Raw genomic sequence first — 20,920 nt, forward strand, 5'->3', positions numbered from 1 at the left:
TGATCTTGTGCATCCCATCTCGAGACTGTGGCTATTATTTTACTGGATCTTATTTGTATGCCTTTTCAGTATGATGACTCTCTCAAAGTCAAAACAATCCGACTTTGGTCATATATTGACCACTTACTCAAACATACGAAATTGTGAACATTTTTATAAAATTAAGTTGATTTAAAACATTTGTCTATAGCTTTTACTTTTATAATTTTTTTAAGTTTTGATGGTTTTGACCATCAACAAAGTTTATTTTAGCTTTTAGAAGCAGTGCAGGAATAAAATAAGATGTTTGCCGAAACTCCCTCTTCACGACCACCAGAGCTTCCGTTTAAAGATAGTCCTTTTTCAATTCATGGTCGCTTTAACCGCATGAGTTATTTAGGTGGATATGGCCTAATTTATTTAATTACACTTATAGGTTATTTCATTTTAGCTTCCTTTCTTGGAAGTTTTCAGCTTTCAAGCGATCTATTTAATTTTGAGTTTTATAGCTCTCTCTCTGGCGTAAGTGCCTTAGTAATATGGGCTTTTTGGCTGTTTTTGATCTATCTCAATATTATTCTGGTCGTTCGGCGCTTACACGATTTAAATAAAAGTGGCTGGATGGGCCTGCTGTTATTTATTCCGGTGGTTCAGTTCTTTTTTATGATCTATTTATTACTTGCTTCTGGTACTGCAGGCCCAAATCAGTATGGCCCTGTTCGGCCTTCAACCTTTATCGAGAAACTGATGGCTTGGCTTATTTTAATCGCTATTTTAATTAGCCTTATTTCTACCGCAGGCTTTTTTTACTACTTCTCTGGTATCGATACTATTCAAACCCCAACACAAATTTTACAAAAAGGAACGCAATACTTTTAATTAAAAAACACTTTATTATTTAGATGAACTCATTATAGTAGGCGCACATTTTATCTCCTACTATGATGAAAGCTAAAAAAGCTTTCATGAATTTATTTAATTAGAGACTTGTCGTGGCTGATGAACAAAAATCCTTAACGGATGTTGCAAAAAATACAGGCGAACTTTTGCAAGAAGCAGGTACTAAAACCACTCAAACGGTTTTAGCACATACCGAGAAATATCATGATGCCTATACTACTATCGACAAAATCGTAGATAGTTTTTGGGAACGTGTACCTTATATCTGCATTGCGATTACCGTTTTTATTATTTTTTGGCTACTGACCAAATTATTTAAATTCTTTGTGCGTAAGACTTTAGAAAATCGTTCTTATACTCGCCAAAATTTGGTTCTTGTTTTAAACCGTGTCGGTAGTACAGCAATCTTATTCTTTGGTTTCTTAATTGCTTTAGTCATTATGATTCCAGGGTTTACGCCAGGCCAACTCATGAGTGCATTGGGTATTGGTTCGGTCGCAATTGGTTTTGCATTTAAAGATATTTTCCAAAACCTGCTTTCAGGTATTTTGATTTTATTGAGCGAGCCATTCCGTATTGGCGATTCGATTGTAGTGAATTCACTTGAAGGAACTGTAGAAGATATTCAGATTCGTGCAACGTTCCTGCGCTCACCGGATGGCCGTCGTATCGTTATTCCAAATGCAACCGTTTATACGAGTGCTTTAACGGTAAATACGGCTTACCAACAACGTCGCTGTGAGTTCGTAGTCGGTATTGGTTATGATGACGATGAGCAAAAAGCAAAACAAATTATTTTAGATATTCTCAATAATGACCGTAATGTACTCAGCCAACCTGCTTTCTCGGTTAACGTGACAGCTCTAGCAGACTTCTCGGTTAACCTTACGGTACGTTGGTGGATTAATACCACTGAGACAGATATTTCGTCATCTACAAGCACTATTCAAGCTGAAGTAAAACAAGCCTTCAATGCAAATGGCATTAATATTCCTTACCCTATTCAGGAATTAAAAATGGCCGCTAATCATTCGCCATTGAATGCTGAGAACTCAGCTAAATAAACGCCCTAAAATATAAGAAATAGACGTTTCGGTTCTTAAAATACGGTTGCCTAAGCTCATCGCTTGGCAGCCGTTTTTTATGAGTAAATCAACTTCATAAGGAATAAATCCCCCTTCCGGCCCAACCACTACACTACAAGCATAGCCAATATTATTTGGCATACTCTGCTCGGCATAAGGGTGAGCCACGTAGGCAGGAGATTCTTCTGAAATTAGGGTTGGCAAAACGTCTTCAACAAAAGGTTTAAAACGTTTATACATTTGAATTTCAGGAACAATTGTGTCGCCTGCTTGCTCAAGTCCAAGCGTAACGTATTGATCAATTTGCTGTAAAAATGGAGTTTGCCAATAGCTTTTATCAACGCGATAACTATGAATTAGACTTATCTTTTCAACACCTAAAGTCACACTGTCCATAATTAGACGGCGTAAAACTTTTGGTCTTGGCAAAGCCACAATTAAATGAGCTGGAAGTTTTGCTGGTACTGCTTCTTCACGAATAGGGCGTATACGGACTTCGTGCTCATTCATTGAAACAATTTCAGTGATATAACGGACGCCGTTGCGAATACCAACTTTTAGGTTCTGGCCGACCGTGATATCAAGATGTTCACGTAAATGTTGTAATTGACGTTTTGAATGGATAGACCATGTATCCGATTGAACATCTTCAGGCTCTAGTAAAACAATATTCATGATTTTTCGGCCAGATAGCGATTAATCACCCCGATATGTTTTTGTAATGAACCTTGATTACGATGCAATACTTTATGCGCCTGTGCCACTAGCTGTTCAGTCGCCTCAGGCTCTGCCAGACACGCTAGCCAGATATCAACGACCTGCTGTGCATCTTGAGCGATAAGCACAGCATTTTCATAAATGAATTCATCAACAATCGTTTGAAAGTTAAAGTAACGCGGTCCAACCACTGTAGGTACATTTAAAACCATAGGTTCTAAAATGTTATGTCCACCACCCGGCTCATTTAAAGAACCACCTACAAAGCACACCTGACTTAAGGCATACCATAACCAAAGCTCCCCCATGCTGTCGGCTAAATAAACCTGTGTGCTCGCATGGATACTCTGTCCCATACTTCTACGATGCGTAACTAAATTTAAATTTTGGCAAATTTCAAATACTTCGTCGAAACGTTCAGGATGACGAGGCACCACAATACACACCAACTCACGGTCTGAATTTAAATGAGGCACAAGTGCTTCTAAAATTTGTTGTTCTTCAGGTGCATGTGTACTGGCAATCGTCACAACCTGACGGTTTTCCAAATACCACTGCTGATGCAATTGAACAGCTTGCTTAATAAAAGCCTCAGGTGCATGAATATCAAATTTAATATTTCCAACAACCTGACTTTTATGCTCGTCTAAACCAAGTTCGACATAACGCTGACGGGTTGCACTATCTTGTGCTAATACCCAATCGATTTGCTTTAACATACCGGCAGTTAAACTTGAGACTTTACTATAGCCTTTTGCTGACTTTTCAGATAAACGAGCATTAAGTAATAAACATGGTACATGCTGTAATTTGGCTTGATCAATTAAATTTGGCCAAAGCTCAGTTTCAACTAATGCTAAAAGTCTCGGTTTGTATGATTCGAAGAATTGTTTTAAAAGAGGCTTTTGATCTACAGGCAAATAAACTGCTTGGAATAAATCTAAATATGGCTCTTTTAAAAAAAGTGACTTAGCGCGTGCCTGACCAGTTTTTGTAGTATTGGTCACTAAAACTGGCTGGCCTAGTTTGAGATAGTGCTCAATAAGTGGCTGCGCAGCATTGGTTTCTCCAACTGAAACCGCATGAAACCAGATGGCTTTTATATTTTTCGGATCTTCAAACGGCCCAAATCGTTCCAGACATTCCTGATGATATAATTCCAGACTTTCTGCACGTCTTTTTATTCGCCAACGATAAAAAGGTTTTAATAAATGGAGTGCTGTGTTGTACCAAAATGGGGTCGCCAAGCGGTTTGCCTCAAATAGTCAAAATTTAAAAACTGGGGAAAATATAACATAGATAAAAAAAATGGCAGAGTTTCGATACCTAAACTCTACCATATACAAGAAAAGTCATTGACTGAACTCACAAAAGAGCAAGTTCAGCACATAGTAAATCTAAATAAAATAATGATTTTAAGAAGCTTCTAAAGCAGGATAGTCCGTATAACCTTCAGCACCTTTAGCATATAAAGTCGTTGGTTGAAGCTCATTTAATGGTAGACCTTGCTCTAAACGTTGTAATAGATCAGGGTTAGCAATATAAGCCTTACCAAAAGATACAGCATCTGCCTGACCTTCACGCAAAATACGTTTTGCTGATTCTGGTGTCAGGTTTTCATTAGCAATCCATACACCATTAAATTTTTGACGTAATTGTGGACCGATACTATCGGCTGCTTCATATTCACGAGAGAAAATGAAAGCTACATTACGTTGACTCAATTGCTCAACCACATAACCGAATGTTGCTAATGGGTTTTCATCACCCATATCGTGTGAATCGCCACGCGGTGCAATATGTACACCTACTCGGCCAGCGCCCCACACCTCAATAAAGGCATCAACTACTTCTAATAATAAACGAGCGCGGTTTTCAACCGGACCACCATACTCATCATCACGCTGGTTGGTATTACTTTGAAGGAACTGGTCAATTAAATAACCATTTGCAGCGTGTAACTCAACACCATCAAAACCTGCTGCTTTAGCCAGCTCTGCTGAATGTTTATACTGAGCAACAACTTCTTTAATTTCTTCAATCGAAAGCGCACGTGGTTTTACATATGGGCGCTTAGGACGTAATAAACTCACTTCACCCGCAGGTTGAATCGCACTTGGTGCAACAGGAATATCGCCATCCAAAAGTTCAGGATCTGAAATACGGCCCACATGCCAAAGTTGAACTACAATTTTTGAACCTTGCGCATGAACTGCTTCAATAATCTTGTTCCACGCTTGTGCCTGCTCTTGTGACCATAGTCCTGGAGTGTCTGCATAACCCACAGTTTTTGAACCAATAACTGTTGCTTCAGTGAGAATGAGACCAGCATTTGCACGTTGCTGATAATATTCCACCATTAAGTCGTTTGGAACACGGCTTTCGCCACTACGTGCACGTGTTAATGGGGCCATTACCAGTCGATTTTTAATTTCAAAATCACCAACTGTTAAGGGAGTATTGAGTTCAGCCATGATCGCCTCGACTTACACTTTATTTGTTTTAAAGTGTTTGTTTTAAATGTTCGATATATTGCTGAATCAAAGCTTCGTTACGTGAAAAATAAGACCATTGTCCATATTTTTGGACCTGAATGAGACCTGCCTGCTGTAATACAGACAAATGATTGGACATGGTAGACTGAGCTACTTTACCCAAACGTTCAATATGACCTGCGCAAACCCCTTTTTCAAAACTACCACCACACTCTTCTACCGGTAAATAATGCGCAGGTTCTTTTAACCATTGCAGAATCTGCCGACGCAGAGGATTGGCTAGGGCTTTGCTAATTGCATCAATATCCATAGGCTCAACACGTCTTTTAAACGAACAAAGCTTCGTTCAGCATTTCGAAAACATAATATCGCATTTTTTCGATATTCATATCCATTTTTTTCGATATTCATATCGTATTTTTCCGATTAACTTCCGATCACTGAACTGCTTTGCCGTTTTAATCGCTAAAAATTTAAGAGTTTTAGAGAACTAAAAGTTCAAAAGACTCTTATAACCCCTGCTTTAAACTCGCTTCGATGAAACGATCAAGGTCACCGTCAAGAACTGCACCAGTGTTTGAGTTTTCAACACCTGTACGTAAGTCCTTAATACGAGAGTCATCAAGTACATAAGAACGAATTTGGCTACCCCAACCAATATCAGACTTCGAGTCTTCAAGTGCTTGAGCTGCTTCATTACGTTTTTGCATTTCTAGTTCATACAATTTTGCACGTAACTGTTTCCATGCATGATCACGGTTCGCATGTTGTGAACGCTGGTTTTGACACGCAACCACAATACCAGATGGAATGTGCGTCAAACGAACTGCTGAATCTGTTTTGTTAATGTGCTGACCACCTGCACCAGATGCACGGTAAGTATCAGTACGAACATCAGAAGGATTAATATCGATTTCGATATTGTCATCAACTTCTGGTGAAATAAATACCGCAGAGAATGAAGTATGACGACGGTTACCACTGTCGAATGGTGATTTACGCACTAAACGGTGTACACCAGATTCTGTACGTAACCAACCGTATGCATATTCACCTTCAACGCGAATCGTTGCAGATTTGATACCTGCTACATCACCATCAGATACTTCCATAAGTTCTGCTTTAAAACCGTGACGTTCAATCCAGCGCATATACATACGTAATAACATTGAAGCCCAATCTTGTGCTTCTGTACCGCCTGAACCTGCCTGAATCTCGACATAGCAAGGATTCGGGTCCATTGGGTTGCTAAACATACGGCGGAATTCAAGTTTTGCTAATTCTTCTTCGGCAGCGCCAAGCTCAGATTGGACATCTACCAGCAAGCTTTCATCATCAGCCTCAACAGCTAAATCGAGCATTGCTTTGGCATCTTCAAGCTGTGTAGACAAGCCATCTAATACATTAATAACGTTTTCTAGTTCGCCCTTTTCTTTTGCCATTGCCTGAGCACGGTTTTGATCATTCCAGATCGCAGGGTCTTCTAACTCACGTAAAACTTCTTCTAAACGTTCTTTTTTCAGATCGTAGTCAAAGATACCCCCGTAGTGTTTGGCTACGATCAGTTAAGTCTTTCAATTGGTTTAGATAAGGATTAATTTCCACGCGAGTGTTCCCATAAAAACAGATAAACAGTCGAATATTTTATCATAGCTATGGTTATCTTCGAACCTGCTTTAATTTATAACTGTCATTTCAATTTATAAATTTTTTAATTTTCTTTCAGAAGATTTTAAGCTTAATTCGTAACATCCCCATACAAAATTGGGTACTTTTCCAGCATTTTTGAATTTCTACACAAAATCTCCTCAATTTTAATAAAATAAAACATTATGTTTTAATTATTTAAAATCAATATATTAAATTAAATATAGTTACAGAAAAAGCACATGGTTACAGTCCGGTTACTTGCCCAAGATTGACGGTAAATGTTTTTGCTCTAGACTAAAAGTTGTAACAAAACATTTATAAAATCGTTTTTAAGAGGGGAGAGATTCCATGAAAAAACTAGCAATTGCATCAGCTCTTTTATCTGCACTTGCAGTAAGTGGCGCAGCAAACGCTTACCAAGCTGAAGTTGGTGGTTCTTACACTTATCTTGATCCAGATAACGGCAGCAGCGTAAGTAAATTTGGTGTTGATGGGACTTATTATTTCAACCCTGTTCAAACACGTAATGCACCGCTTGCTGAAGCAGCATTCTTAAACCGTGCAAGCAACGTTAACGCACACGTTAACTATGGCGATAACAGCGGTACTAAAGATACTCAATATGGCGTAGGCGTTGAATACTATGTTCCTAACACTGACTTCTACCTTAGCGGTGATGTAGGCAGAAATGAACGTGAAATCGACAACACAAACTACGATCAAAAAGTTACAACTTATGCTGCTGAAGTAGGTTACTTACCAGCACCAGGTTTGTTACTTGCTTTGGGTGTTAAAGGTTATGACGAAAAAGACGGTAAAGACGGCGCAGATCCTACCGTTCGTGCGAAATACGTAACTCAAGTTGGTCAACATGACGTAAACCTTGAAGCGTATGGTGCGTTTGGTGACCTTGACGAATATAAAGTGCGTGGTGACTACTACATCGATAAAACTTTAAGTTTAGGTGTGGACTACTACAACAATGACTTAACTGATAAAGACGAATGGGGCATTAATGCTAAAAAATTCTTAAATCAGCAAGTAAGTCTTGAAGGTCGTATTGGTTTCGGTGATAACGACAACACTTATGGTGTTCGTGCAGCATACCGCTTCTAATCTTACCTAGATTTAAAAAATCCGCTCAATTGAGCGGATTTTTTTATTGATTTAAATGCACAATTCGTAGCTGTAAGCTCACATTGCCATTAAAAACATTACGGTCTATTTCATAAACTAAATGTACATGATCACGCATTGGATCAAACTCGAAGCGGCCGGCTGCGTTAAAAGCAATCGCATCGAAACTGTATTGATCTATCGCTAGTCTAAGTTTCAGGTGTGTCTCTTTGAGCCAACGGAAATCGATAACTTTAAAATTTCCCTCAAATTGAGGCAGTGGAAATTTTTGTCCCCATGGCCCTAACTGCTCAATCCAGTTCAAGGTATCTAACTGCAAAGCAGAGACAGGTAACTCACTATCAGTCCATAATGTCGCTTGAAAGATTGATTCATCCATCGCAGCGACACAATCATTAAATACTGTCTTAAAAGCTTCAAAGTTTTCTTTACGAATCGTAAGGCCGGCTGCCGCAGCATGTCCACCAAAATGGCTGACCAACTCAGGATGTTGTTCAGCAACTTGCTCAATAGTATCTCGAATGTGAACACCATCGATTGAACGTGCTGAGCCCTTAATATGAATGCCATCCTCATCGGGTGCAAAAACAATCGTTGGCCGATGAAATTGCTCTTTCAAACGCCCCGCGACAATCCCGATGACACCTTGGTGCCAGTTTTCTTCAAATAGAACAAGCGCCGGTGGGATATCCTGTTGTGAAAGCTGCAAATTATCTAAAGCCGATAAAGCTTGTTGTTTCATCTCCCCTTCAACTTGGCGGCGGTCTATATTTAGCTGATTTAATTGTTGAGCAATTGGATAAGCAGTTTCCATCGAATCTGCTAATAAACACTCGATCCCAATGCGCATGCTCTCCATGCGCCCTGCTGCATTAATCCGTGGTCCAAGCACAAAACCTAAGTCTTGCGCACGTATTGAAGTTGCTTCCCGACCAGCAATATCGAGTAAAGCTAAAATCCCTACTCGACACTGATGTTGCTGAATACGTTTTACACCGGCATCAACCAAAATACGGTTGTTATAATCCAAAACAGCAACATCGGCATAAGTTCCCAAAGCGACTAAATCTAAATATTGAGTCACTTTACTTGTGCTTTTGCCTTGTCTATTGCGTAGACTCGCCAAATTGGCAAGTACATAAAAAGCAACGCCAACACCGGCAAGCGCCTTACTTGGAAACTCACATCCTAATTGGTTCGGGTTTACTACCGCCTCAGCAAGCGGGGTTTCTTTGGTCGTTAAGTGATGATCGGTAATAATTACTTGCATGCCTAAGGCATGTGCTGCATCAACACCAGCATGGCTGGAAATTCCATTATCTACCGTAATTAATAGATCGGGTTGATAAGTTTGATAAGCAAGCTCAGCAATGGCTGGAGTAAGGCCATAACCATATTTGAAACGATCTGGTACCAGATAGTCGACTTTTGCTCCCATATCGCGAAGCACGAGCATCATTAAAGCAGTGCTAGTTGCACCATCAGCATCATAGTCCCCTACAATAACTATTTTTTTCTGCTCATCGATGGCTTGGTCCATTAATGCGACAGCAGCGTCCAACCCTTTGAGCTCTGGAGCAAGCAGGTTCTTAAGTTTTAGCTCTAATTCTTGTTCAGATTGCACCCCACGTCTTGCCAAAATCTCGGCAATAAACGGAGGCACGCCCTGAAACTGTTCAGGGCGCGTCAATAAAGGTCTTTGTTTAATTTGTATTTTTGTCATTTAAGGCATCAGTCGGTGCAATGTCCATTGACCGTCGATTTTTTCATAACTCAAGCGGTCATGTAAACGATTTGGTCGTCCTTGCCAGAATTCATAATAGTCCGGTTGCAGACGATATCCGCCCCAAAACTCTGGCTTATCGAGTACTTCACGGCTTTGAACTTGTTGTTGCAAGTCTTGAAAACGCTGTTGCAACAACTCTCGGCTTTCTATCTTACCGCTTTGCGGTGTACTGATATGAGCTGCAATCTGGCTATCACGTGGACGCTTATGATAATAGTCGGTAGATTCCTGTTCAGGAATTTTGACGACATGACCACCCACTCGTACCTGACGCTCTAAGCTAGGCCAATAAAATAACAGTTCAGCATAGGGATTTTCTGCCAAATCTGCCCCTTTCTGACTGTCATAGTTGGTATAGAAATCATAACCTGCTTCTGTCGCACCGCGTAACAATACAGTTCTGACATGTGGACGACCGCTAGCGCTCGCAGTTGCTAAAGACATCGCATATGGTTCGTGCAAGTTGGCGGCTAAGGCATGATTAAACCAACCTAAGAATTGTTCGTGCGGATTACTCGCGACTTGTGTTTCGTACAATTCACCTTGTTCATAGCTTAAACGTAATTCACTTAAGTCTTTAATGACGTCACTCATGCCATACACCTTATGCAACTTGCGCTTGTGAACGGACTGCATTTGCTAAATGTTCAGCCAAAGCATTCACTTCTTGTTCGTCATCGCCTTCAACCATGACACGAATGACTGGCTCAGTTCCAGACTTACGAACTAAAATACGTCCACGTCCTTTAAGCTGTTCTTCTGCTTTATTGAACTCAGTCACTAATGCTGGAATGGAGTATGGATCAAGCATTTGTTCTAAACGTATATTTACAAGCACTTGTGGGAATAATTTAAAGTCCTGAACCAATTCATGGAGCGCTTTATTTTGCTCAACCATTACAGTTAACACTTGAAGTGCTGCAATAATCGCATCACCTGTTGTGCTCTTATCTAACGTTAAAATATGTCCAGATGGTTCTCCACCTGTGACCCATCCATTTTCATCTAATGCTTGTAATACATAGCGGTCACCAACTTTTGCACGAACAAAGCCAACGTTTGCTTTTTCAAGTGCAATTTCAAGCGCCATATTACTCATAACAGTACCAACAATACCTACTGGCTTGTTTTTCGCTTGAGTCGCCAAAATATATAAGATGTGGTCACCATCAATTAAGTTCCCAAACTTATCAACCATCACGACACGGTCGGCATCGCCATCAAAGGCAATTCCTAGATCAGCTTCTTGCTCAACTACTGCTTTTTGTAAACTTTCTGGGTGAGTCGAACCACAGTTTTCATTAATATTTAAACCATCTGGTTCGTTGTACAGAGCAACAACTTTGGCACCTAACTCACGGAAAACTGAAGGCCCAACGCTATAAGCTGCACCATGTGCACAATCCACAACAATTTTTAAATTATTTAAATCGAAGTGATATGGAAATGTAGACTTACAAAATTCAATGTAACGACCATTTGCATCATTTACACGAACACTTTTACCTAAGTTCGCAGTGTCATCAATAAATAACTCTTTTTCTAATTCTTTATTAATTTCTTCCTGTAATGCATCTGGTAATTTTTTACCTTCACTTGAGAAAAATTTAATTCCATTATCAAAATAAGGATTATGTGATGCAGAAATAACAATACCTGCATGCGCATGTAAGGCACGGGTAAGATGTGCAATAGCCGGTGTCGGCAATGGTCCAAGTAAGTGAACATATACGCCAGCAGCGTTTAATCCCGCCTGCAAAGCAGACTCTAAAATATAGCCAGATAAACGTGTATCTTTTCCTAATACCACAAGCGGTTTATTTTTTGGACTCGTTCGTTTTAATACCTTCCCTGCGGCGAACCCGAGTTTTAAAGCAAACTCTGGTTTAATCGGCATTTGCCCAAATTTTCCACGAATACCATCCGTTCCAAAATAACTCATAGCTTATCTCATTTTACGCCACTTCAGCCGTGGCTCATTTCATATATGGCTATTCTGCCATATCTATTTTCATCAGATTTACTTTACACCAAAAACAAAAAGCCGTCAGTGTACTGACGGCTTTCTTACTTGATTTGGTTACTAAAATCTAACCAACACGATAGTTCGGAGCTTCTTTAGTAATCGTTACATCATGAACATGTGACTCAGACATGCCCGCTGAAGTAATTTTCACAAATTTCGCATTTTGGCGAAGGTCTTCAATCACTGATGAACCTGTATAGCCCATAGATGAACGTAAACCACCCATCATTTGATGAACGATATTACCCATTGGGCCTTTATATGGAACACGACCTTCAATTCCTTCTGGTACTAACTTTTCAGCACCTGCTTTTGAATCCTGGAAGTAGCGGTCAGCAGAACCTGTCGCTCCAGCCATTGCACCTAATGAGCCCATACCACGATATGCTTTGTAGTAACGGCCTTGGAAGAATTCAACCTCACCAGGCGCTTCTTCAGTACCCGCTAGAAGTGAACCAACCATGATTGTGCTTGCACCCGCACCGATCGCTTTTGCCATATCGCCAGAGAAACGGATACCGCCATCTGCAATTAGAGGAATTTGATCTTTAAGTGCATTAGCAACGCTGTCAATCGCAGAAATTTGCGGCATACCAATACCTGCCACAATACGTGTCGTACAGATAGAACCAGGACCAATACCTACTTTTACAGCATCTGCGCCTGCATCTAATAATGCCAATGCAGCATCACCAGTTGCGATATTACCGCCAATCACTTGGACTTGAGGGAAGTTTTGTTTTACCCAACGTACACGTTCAATAACACCAGCAGAGTGGCCGTGTGCTGTATCAACAACAATGACGTCAACACCAGCTTCAACCAATGCTTCTACACGACTTGGTGTTTCAACGCCTGTACCTACCGCAGCACCAACACGTAAACGACCAAGATCATCTTTACAACTATTTGGATAACTCTCAGCTTTACGGAAGTCAGTTACCGTAATTAAACCTTTAAGTTCGTTGTTTTCGCCAACGACCAAAACTTTTTCAATGCGATGCTTTTGCAATAATGCTTGAATATTTTCTTTAGACTCGCCTTCACGCACAGTCACCAAACGATCTTGGCCTGTCATGATGTTGCTAACAGGTTGTTCCAAGTTAGTTTCAAAACGTGTATCACGGCCTGTCACAATACCAACAACCTTGCCGTCTTTAACAACAGGTACACCGCTAATGTTATTAGCGCTGGTAATTGCAATAAGTTCACGTACTGTGGTTTCTGGGGTTACAGTGATTGGATCTTTCACCATACCCGCTTCGAATTTTTTCACACGGCGTACTTCTGCAGCTTGAGCAGCAATATCCATGTTTTTGTGCAAAATCCCGATACCACCATTTTGCGCCATTGCAATCGCCATACGTGACTCAGTCACCGTATCCATTGCAGCTGAAACTAATGGGATATTTAAGTGAATGCCGCGAGTTAAACGTGTCTTTAAAGAGACATCTTTTGGGAGAACAGTAGAGTAGGCAGGAAGTAATAAGACATCATCGAAGGTTAGCGCTTCTTGAACGATGGTCAGCATAACAATCTCACTGGTAAATTCCGTGAGCTATTATAAACAAATTTCAATGCAATTTTCATATTATCTTTGCCTTTTTCAGCAATAGATATTTACCTACTCTAAATATTTCTCACTTATTATCGTGTTAGCTCATATTTAACTCACCTGATCATAATCATGATCATTTTCTGAATCTGCTGGGCTTACCTCAATCAAAGGAATCAATTGGTGCGCCAAGCGTGCTTTATTACACTGTTCATCTGCAATCTGTACTTCTTTACAGGTAGAACTACGCACAGCATAAATAGAACAACCTACCTCTTTACCAATTTCACCTGTTAGAGCCTGACATCGTGGCTGAGCTTGATTGGTTCCACGCATACACGAATAAACGGGTGTTAAAGGTTCAACGAGATGTTCATCCATTAACTCGGCCTCAGCCCAATAAAATGAAACCCGAAAATGTGCACAACACGCCCCACAGCGTAGGCACTCATCTGGAGTCGCAACTTGAGATAACATTTTTATTCAAATTCTCGTCATCAAAAATTTTTTTCTATGGCGCAAAATCCTAAAAAAATTTCAAATTGGACTCAAGATATTGAAGATAACTTTTTATGTCGGACAGCTAAAAATTTGCTCAGTCATTAAATCTACGCCGCATGGTAAGGTCTCAATCCAGTCTAAAAACTGATTAATCATTTCTTTACCAATAAATGGAGTACCATGCTGAGGTACAATCATCTCAATATCCATTTGACGGACCATGTTGACCCATAAACGAATAACTTTATTGGAGCACATATAGCGCTGATGAAAAGCCTTCATTTTCATCACATGGGCATCAAAATCTTTGAGAGGCTGACTTGCATCCTCCACAATAGAAGCCCCCATATCACCAGAAAATAAAATCTTGGCAACTGGATCATAAAACTGAAAATTACCTACCGAATGTAGGAAATGGGCCGGAACCATGACAAGCTTTGATTCGCCTAGTTGAATCACTTGACCACGATCTGGTAGCTCAATTAGACGATCTTCCCAATTTCCTTTCATACGCTCACTCATAAATGATGAATTTAAGTGAGGTAAAAATCGTGCCCACAATTTAGAGGCCACCACCTTAGCATCGGTATAAACCAGCCAACGAGGCATTGAAGTAATAATATCTGGGTCCTGATGTGAAGCGATTACATAGTCCAAATTTTTAAGACGAGTATATTTATTAAGTTCCATCGTCAATGGAACGTAGGTCAAGTCGCCACCTGGGTCAATAACGGCTGCTCGTTCATGATCAATAATTAAAAATTGATTGGCTTGTATGCCTTCCCCTTTGACCAAACTGGTAAAACTAATACATTTATGTACGCCATTATCAAATAATATCTGTGATGTTGTTTTTTCAAACCCCATACAATTCCCCAAAAAAATTTTAAATATTAGATATTTTTATATCCCTACTAAAATAAAGGGATTCTAAAGTGCTTGCAATGAATTAATTGATATTTCTCATAATATTTTAAAATAGATTTTACTTTTCTTATTCTAGAAATGAATCATCAAGAAATTGAGTAATCCTCTAACATTTTCTTAAATAAGCTATATCGTAAAGTTTAACTTCTTCAAAGCTCAAAAAAAACGCACTCTTCATGAATGCGTTTTTATACAAATTGAAAATAACTTAGAAGAAATAATGTTGTACTAGCGTAGAAACACCTACAATGAAGAAAATAGCTGCACCAATTTTATGAATCAGTGAGATAGAGAGACGTTCAGCTAATTTATTACCAATAAATACAGCTGGTGCATTGGCAATCATCATACCTAATGTTGTACCTAGCATCACCCAGAAAATACTGTCATAGCGTGCAGCTAAAGCGACTGTCGCAATTTGGGTTTTATCACCAATTTCTGCTAAGAAAAATAAAATAAAGGTTGCCCCAAAAACACCAAATTTTTGCCATTTATTAATACTATCGGTTTCATCATCGAGCTTATCCGGAATAAGCATCCAGAATGCCATACCAATGAAACCAACAGCGAGTACCCAGACTAAAATTTCAGGGCTTAGAACTGTGGTAATCCATTGTCCAAGCACAGCAGAAATACCATGATTAATAAGTGTTGCTAAAAGAATCGCAATTAAAATAGGAATTGGCTTACGGAAACGCGCAGATAGTAAAAGTGCCAACAATTGAGTTTTATCGCCCATTTCAGCGAGGGCAACAATCGAGGTAGAAATCAGAAATTCTTGCATGTCGGTTCTCTGGCTAGCATAAATGCCTATGACCTACCCCTCCTGCTAGCCAAATATCATAAAATGATTGCAGAGTGGTAAATCAAAGGTCTTGCCAACTCAGAAACGATGAGACGTTTAAGCTATGATGACCATGTTCTGTTGAACAATTATGTTGACCATCACCTATTCACCTTTGCTGTGAATAGCGGCTACTCCCCAATGAAGTATGCGTCTATTATATTCAAGTCAGTCGATTTTTCAAACTTTCAAGTAACAAATTTTATCCACGCCCACACGACTAATCGTGCAATACCTAATATCACTGCAAAATAAGCACTTATATGAATAAAACCAATAGGGCTACTGCTCGTTCCAGCCTGATATTCAAAAGGCAAAATCAAAGTAGCAACAAACACCTCAAAACCCATCACCACATAAGTCATCCATTCCCAGGGGAAGTGTAAAATACTGACCCATAATCCCATCAATAAAAACACAATCAATAGTAAGGGCAACATAATTTTCAGAAAACCCAACATTTACTACTTCTCCTTTATGTAATAACGAGAAATTTTTCCTCACTCTCGATAAATCCTGCTTAATGTGTAGATTAACCTAAAAATTAAGTCAAACAGACATTAAAACAAAACCCCGCCGAAGCGAGGTTTTAGTATGTTCTTTCAAAGCATTAGATTAATAAAGTACGAATATCTTTAAGAAGTTTCGTAAGTTTATTTGTAAAGCGAGCTGCATCCGCACCATTAATTACACGGTGGTCATAAGACAATGACAACGGCAACATTAAGCGTGGATCAAAGTCTTTACCATTCCATACAGGCTGCATCGTTGCAGGTGAAATACCCAAAATTGCAACTTGTGGCCAGTTAACTAGTGGGGTAAATGCTGTACCGCCAATTGAACCTAAGCTTGTAATCGTGAAGTTAGCACCTTGTAAATCTTTCGGTGTTAATTTCTTATCACGCGCTTTTTTACTGAGCTCACCTAATTCAACAGCAATTTGCTTAATTGATTTTTGGTCAGGATTACGTAGTACAGGTACTGTCAAACCATCTGGAGTTGCAACAGCAATACCCATATGGATTTCATTACGGAGTAATACAGATTTCTGATCATCTGCCAAGTGACCCGCGAAATAAGGCTCTTCTTTCAACAAGTGTGCTACAGCTTTTGCAATAAATGCCAAAATTGTTAGGCTCACACCTTGTTTCTTAAAGCCGTCTTTCAACTCACCACGCCAAGCTTCTAACTCAGTAATATCTGCAAGGTCAAACTGAGTTACTTGTGGAATGTAATTGTTTAAAGACAACTGCGGAATTGATACTTGCTGCAGACGCGTCAGTACTTTTTCTTCCACGCCACCAAAAGCAGTAAAGTCAGGAAGCTTTGGTAAACCCGAAACTGCTGGTGCAGCCGCAGCAACTGGTGCCGCTTGTGGTGCCGTTAAACGACTCTTCACATAAGCAAAGATATCTTCTTTAACTACACGGCCATGCTCACCAGAAGTTTTAACTTGTGACAAAATCACGCCAAGTTCACGAGCAAGCTTACGAACAGCAGGACCTGCATATACTTTAGCGTTTTCTGCTTCTTGCTCTTTCGTTAACTTATCAGTGCCAGATGTAGGCGCCGCAGGTGCAGACTGTGTTGTAGCAGGAGCAGCTGCTTTAGGTGCTGCTGCCTGTGGAGCTGCGGCTGCTTCTGCTTTTGCCGCTGGTGCAGCAGCAGGTGCTTGGCCTTCAGCTTCAATTGTTGCAAGCAATATACCTTGTGAAACTTGTTGGCCTGCTTGCAAGTGAATTGCTTTTACAACACCAGCAACGGTACTTGGAACTTCCACAGTTGCTTTATCTGATTCAACTACAACAAGGCTTTGGTCTACATCAACTTTATCGCCAACTTGTACTAAGATTTCAGCAACAACTGCTTTATCTACGCCCAAGTCAGGAACATTGATATCAACTGGACCAGATTGAGTAGCAGCTGCCGCAACAGTTTCTTGCTTTGTAGCAACTGGTTCAGCGGCTGCAGCTGGAGCTGGTGTAGTAGCAGGAGCTTCTGCTTGCGCATTAGATGCAGCTGCTGTTTTCACTTGAATAAGAACAACACCTTCTTTAACGGTATCGCCTTCTTTCACTTGAATACTTTCTACAGTACCAGCAACGCTACTTGGAACTTCCACAGTTGCTTTATCTGACTCTACAACAACAATACTTTGTTCAACATCGATCTGGTCACCCACTTTAACGAGGATTTCACCAACCAATGCTTTTTCAACGCCAATGTCAGGTACAGTCACTTCAACAGTAGAAGTTGATGTAGAGGCAGCAGGTTGAGCTGAAGCTTGAGTTTGCTGTGCAGGTGCTGGAGCAGCTGGCTTTTCAGCCGCAGGAGCTGGTGTTGGTTCCGGAGCTGCTTGTGCCGCACCTTCTGCTTCGATCTCAATCAAAGCAACACCTTCAGTCACATCATCACCTTGATTAATCAAGATGCTTTTTACGACACCTGCTGAAGTGCTAGGCACTTCAACAGTTGCTTTATCAGACTCAAGCACAACGATACTGTCGTCAACTTCAACACGGTCGCCAACTTTTACTAAAATTTCAGCGACGTTTGCTTTATCTACACCAATATCAGGGGTCTTAATTTGCATGCTTAGTTCCCCTCACCTGTTTGCGTTTCATTGTATTCAGCAACTGGCTGAACTTCCGGATGTGCTTGTGGAGCCCATGCAACCGGACGGTCAGTATCTAACTCAAAGTTAGAAATTGCATCTTTCACCAAACGTGCGTCTACTTCACCTTCGTCAGCTAATTTTTTCAAAGTAGCAACAACAATGTGGGCAGCATCAACACCAAAGAAACTACGTAAGTTCGCGCGTGTATCTGAACGGCCGTAACCATCTGTACCTAATGCAACAAATGGGCGACCATCTGGAAGATACGCACGGATTTGTTCGCTATAAGCACGCATATGGTCGGTAGCAGAAACTACGATACCTTCCGTACCACGTAATTGTTTAGATACCCAAGATTCCTTAACTTCTTCAGCAAGTGGGTGTAGGCGGTTGTATTCTTCACATGCCATACCATCACGTGCTAACTCATTGAAGCTTGTTACACTCCAAACATTTGAATGGATTTGGTATTCATCACGTAAGATTTTCGCAGCTTTAATCACTTCGCGAAGGATTACACCTGAACCAAGTAACTGGACAGTTGCTTTTTCATCTTTCTCGAATAAATACATACCACGTTTAATGCCTTCTTCAACGCCCTCTGGCATTTCAGGATGCTCGTAGTTCTCATTCATTACTGTTAAGTAATAGAACACACGCTCTTGGTTCACATACATGCGTTGTAAACCATCATGTACAATTACCGCTAACTCATAACCAAAACATGGGTCATAAGACACGCAGTTTGGAATCGTGTTTGCCAAGATATGTGAATGACCGTCTTGGTGCTGTAAACCTTCACCGTTCAATGTCGTACGGCCTGCAGTCGCGCCTAACAAGAAACCTTGAGCTTGTGCGTCACCCGCAGCCCATGCAATATCACCAATACGTTGGAAACCAAACATTGAGTAATACATGTACATTGGAATCATTGGCAAGTTATTAGTTGAATAACTTGTCGCTAACGCAGCCCATGCACTCATCGCACCTGCTTCGTTGATCCCTTCTTGTAACATGTGACCGTCTTTTGCTTCACGGTAATGCATTAACTGTTCTTGGTCTTCTGGCGTGTATTTTTGGCCGTGAGCAGCATAAATACCAAGCTGACGGAACATACCTTCTAAACCAAAAGTACGTGCTTCATCTGGAACGATTGGCACTACGCGGTCTTTAATCGCTTTTTCTTTAAGTAAAGCAGCAATTAAACGAACCATCACCATAGTAGTTGATTGCTCTTTGCCACCCGAACCTTTCAACACTGCATCAAATACAGATAATTCAGGAATTGCTAAAGATTCACTCTCACGACGACGTGCAGGCAGGTATCCACCTAAAGCTTCACGACGTGCTTTCATATATTTCATTTCTGGAGAGTTTTCACTTGGGCGATAGAATGGAAGCTCTTCTAATTGCTCATCTGAAAATGGAAGATTGAAACGGTCACGTACATATCTTAAAGAGTCAATTTGCATCTTTTTGATTTGGTGTGTTTTGTTTACCGCTTCAATTTCTTCAGACAAACCATAACCTTTAATGGTTTTCGCCAAGATCACTGTTGGTTGGCCTTTCGCTTTCATCGCTTCTGCATATGCAGCAAAAACTTTGTAAGGGTCATGACCACCACGGTTTAACGCATCAATATCTTCATCGCTTAAATCTTTTACAAGTTCCGCAGCTTCTGGGTACTTACCAAAGAATTTTTCACGTGTATACGCGCCACCTTTTACTTGATAACGTTGATAGTCACCATCAACAGCTTCTTCCATACGTGCTTTTAATGCACCGCTTGTATCTTTAGCAAGTAGTGGATCCCAATGACGGCCCCATACTACTTTAATGACACGCCAGCCTGCGCCACGGAAGATCGATTCAAGTTCTTGAATAATTTTACCGTTACCACGTACAGGACCATCTAGACGCTGTAAGTTACAGTTCACTACCCAAATTAAGTTATCAAGCTTCTCACGACCAGCCAGTGAGATGGCACCTAAGCTTTCTGGCTCATCCATCTCGCCATCGCCGAGGTATGCCCAAACTTTACGATCTTCTTCTTTGATCAGGCCACGGTTCATCAAATATTTTTGAATGTGCGCTTGATAAATCGACATGATTGGACCAAGACCCATTGATACAGTTGGGAACTGCCAATAGTCCGGCATTAAATACGGATGTGGATAGCTTGGTAAACCGTTACCGCCAACTTCACGGCGGAAATTACTTAACTGTTCTTCAGTTAAACGTCCTTCAAGGAATGAACGTGCATAAATACCAGGAGCACAGTGTCCTTGGTAATAAATCATATCTCCGCCAAAGTTATCGCTGTTTGCGCGGAAGAAATGGTTAAAACCTACGTCATATAATGTTGCACTTGATGCGAAGCTCGCCAAGTGACCACCTAAATCATCACCTGTTTTATTCGCGCGAAGTACCATTGCTAAGGCATTCCAACGAATCAATGCACGAATACGGCGTTCCATATCTTGGTCGCCTGGCATTGCAGGTTGTTCTTCAACAGAAATTGTATTTAAGTAAGGTGTATTGAGACGTTGAATTGGAACATGCTTAGCAATTGCTTGTTGGTAAAGTTTTTCCAACAAGAATGCCGCTCGCTCAGTTCCCATATGTTGTAAAACTGAATCGAATGCATCTTGCCATTCTTGGGTTTCTTGTGCGTCGGAGTCACCGTAAAACGCCATAATTC

The 20,920-nt window shown here is 40.5% G+C and carries 18 protein-coding genes and 1 riboswitch; of the genes, 3 read left to right on the forward strand and 15 right to left on the reverse strand.

Annotated features, from left to right (window positions below; translation table 11 throughout):
• Positions 1–282: 282 nt before the first annotated feature.
• Both J582_RS14450 and J582_RS14455 read left to right on the forward strand, forming a co-directional pair.
• Complete coding sequence (locus tag J582_RS14450; RefSeq protein ID WP_031982265.1) at positions 283–858, forward strand: DUF805 domain-containing protein; 576 nt, start codon at positions 283–285, stop codon at positions 856–858.
• A 113-nt stretch (positions 859–971) separates the two neighbouring features.
• Entirely contained in the window at positions 972–1,943 is a 972-nt protein-coding gene (locus tag J582_RS14455) for a mechanosensitive ion channel family protein (RefSeq protein ID WP_002053811.1), read from the forward strand.
• Here the strand turns inward: J582_RS14455 and J582_RS14460 are convergent.
• The 5 genes from J582_RS14460 to prfB all read right to left on the reverse strand — a co-directional run bounded on the left by J582_RS14460 (position 1,932) and on the right by prfB (position 6,781).
• Positions 1,932–2,639 (reverse strand): 16S rRNA (uracil(1498)-N(3))-methyltransferase, encoded by a 708-nt coding sequence (locus J582_RS14460; protein ID WP_031982267.1) that lies wholly within the window; start codon positions 2,637–2,639, stop codon positions 1,932–1,934. The genes J582_RS14455 and J582_RS14460 overlap by 12 nt on opposite strands.
• On the reverse strand, positions 2,636–3,928 hold the full coding sequence (locus J582_RS14465) for a 3-deoxy-D-manno-octulosonic acid transferase (RefSeq protein ID WP_031982268.1): 1,293 nt from the start codon (positions 3,926–3,928) through the stop codon (positions 2,636–2,638). Before J582_RS14465 ends, J582_RS14460 begins: the two co-directional genes overlap by 4 nt.
• Positions 3,929–4,096: 168 nt before the next feature.
• Entirely contained in the window at positions 4,097–5,155 is a 1,059-nt protein-coding gene (locus J582_RS14470; protein WP_004711502.1) for an alkene reductase, read from the reverse strand.
• Positions 5,156–5,183: 28 nt separating this feature from the next.
• Complete coding sequence (locus tag J582_RS14475; RefSeq protein ID WP_002053977.1) at positions 5,184–5,486, reverse strand: ArsR/SmtB family transcription factor; 303 nt, start codon at positions 5,484–5,486, stop codon at positions 5,184–5,186.
• A gap of 199 nt (positions 5,487–5,685) precedes the next feature.
• Positions 5,686–6,781, reverse strand: a protein-coding gene (prfB, locus tag J582_RS14480; protein WP_099143691.1) for a peptide chain release factor 2 whose coding sequence is annotated in 2 segments (ribosomal slippage) — positions 5,686–6,708 and positions 6,710–6,781 — 1,095 coding nt in all. Because the reading frame shifts where the segments join, the coding sequence is not laid out codon by codon here.
• Between the two features lie 393 nt (positions 6,782–7,174).
• On the opposite strand from prfB, the gene J582_RS14485 reads away from it, so the two are divergent.
• Positions 7,175–7,942, forward strand: a complete 768-nt coding sequence (locus J582_RS14485) for a putative porin (protein ID WP_002053751.1) — start codon at positions 7,175–7,177, stop codon at positions 7,940–7,942.
• Between the two features lie 43 nt (positions 7,943–7,985).
• Here J582_RS14485 and recJ read toward each other — a convergent pair whose 3' ends face one another.
• The 10 genes from recJ to aceE form a co-directional block, all read right to left on the reverse strand.
• Positions 7,986–9,686 (reverse strand): single-stranded-DNA-specific exonuclease RecJ, encoded by a 1,701-nt coding sequence (gene recJ, locus J582_RS14490; RefSeq protein WP_032048147.1) that lies wholly within the window; start codon positions 9,684–9,686, stop codon positions 7,986–7,988.
• Positions 9,687–10,343: a pyridoxamine 5'-phosphate oxidase gene (pdxH, locus tag J582_RS14495; RefSeq protein ID WP_006580832.1), complete on the reverse strand. Its 657-nt coding sequence runs from the start codon at positions 10,341–10,343 to the stop codon at positions 9,687–9,689.
• Positions 10,344–10,353: 10 nt separating this feature from the next.
• Positions 10,354–11,691, reverse strand: a complete 1,338-nt coding sequence (gene glmM, locus J582_RS14500; RefSeq protein WP_032048148.1) for a phosphoglucosamine mutase — start codon at positions 11,689–11,691, stop codon at positions 10,354–10,356.
• Between the two features lie 148 nt (positions 11,692–11,839).
• On the reverse strand, positions 11,840–13,306 hold the full coding sequence (guaB, locus tag J582_RS14505; RefSeq protein WP_002053986.1) for an IMP dehydrogenase: 1,467 nt from the start codon (positions 13,304–13,306) through the stop codon (positions 11,840–11,842).
• 135 nt (positions 13,307–13,441) lie between these two features.
• Entirely contained in the window at positions 13,442–13,807 is a 366-nt protein-coding gene (locus tag J582_RS14510) for a YkgJ family cysteine cluster protein (protein ID WP_002053785.1), read from the reverse strand.
• A 93-nt stretch (positions 13,808–13,900) separates the two neighbouring features.
• A complete protein-coding gene (locus tag J582_RS14515) occupies positions 13,901–14,698 on the reverse strand; it encodes an MBL fold metallo-hydrolase (RefSeq protein ID WP_004711495.1) in 798 nt (265 codons plus the stop codon).
• A 268-nt stretch (positions 14,699–14,966) separates the two neighbouring features.
• Positions 14,967–15,542, reverse strand: coding sequence for a TMEM165/GDT1 family protein (locus J582_RS14520; RefSeq protein WP_004711493.1), 576 nt, complete (start codon positions 15,540–15,542; stop codon positions 14,967–14,969).
• Between the two features lie 15 nt (positions 15,543–15,557).
• A riboswitch (yybP-ykoY riboswitch) is annotated at positions 15,558–15,754 on the reverse strand.
• A gap of 36 nt (positions 15,755–15,790) precedes the next feature.
• On the reverse strand, positions 15,791–16,063 hold the full coding sequence (locus J582_RS0104745) for a hypothetical protein (protein WP_031953548.1): 273 nt from the start codon (positions 16,061–16,063) through the stop codon (positions 15,791–15,793).
• A gap of 149 nt (positions 16,064–16,212) precedes the next feature.
• Positions 16,213–18,195, reverse strand: a complete 1,983-nt coding sequence (locus tag J582_RS14525) for a 2-oxo acid dehydrogenase subunit E2 (protein ID WP_032048149.1) — start codon at positions 18,193–18,195, stop codon at positions 16,213–16,215.
• A gap of 2 nt (positions 18,196–18,197) precedes the next feature.
• Entirely contained in the window at positions 18,198–20,915 is a 2,718-nt protein-coding gene (gene aceE / locus J582_RS14530) for a pyruvate dehydrogenase (acetyl-transferring), homodimeric type (protein ID WP_002053926.1), read from the reverse strand.
• Positions 20,916–20,920: the final 5 nt, after the last annotated feature.

The sequence above is a fragment of the Acinetobacter sp. 1566109 genome (genome assembly GCF_000582255.1).
Lineage (GTDB): Bacteria > Pseudomonadota > Gammaproteobacteria > Pseudomonadales > Moraxellaceae > Acinetobacter > Acinetobacter nosocomialis.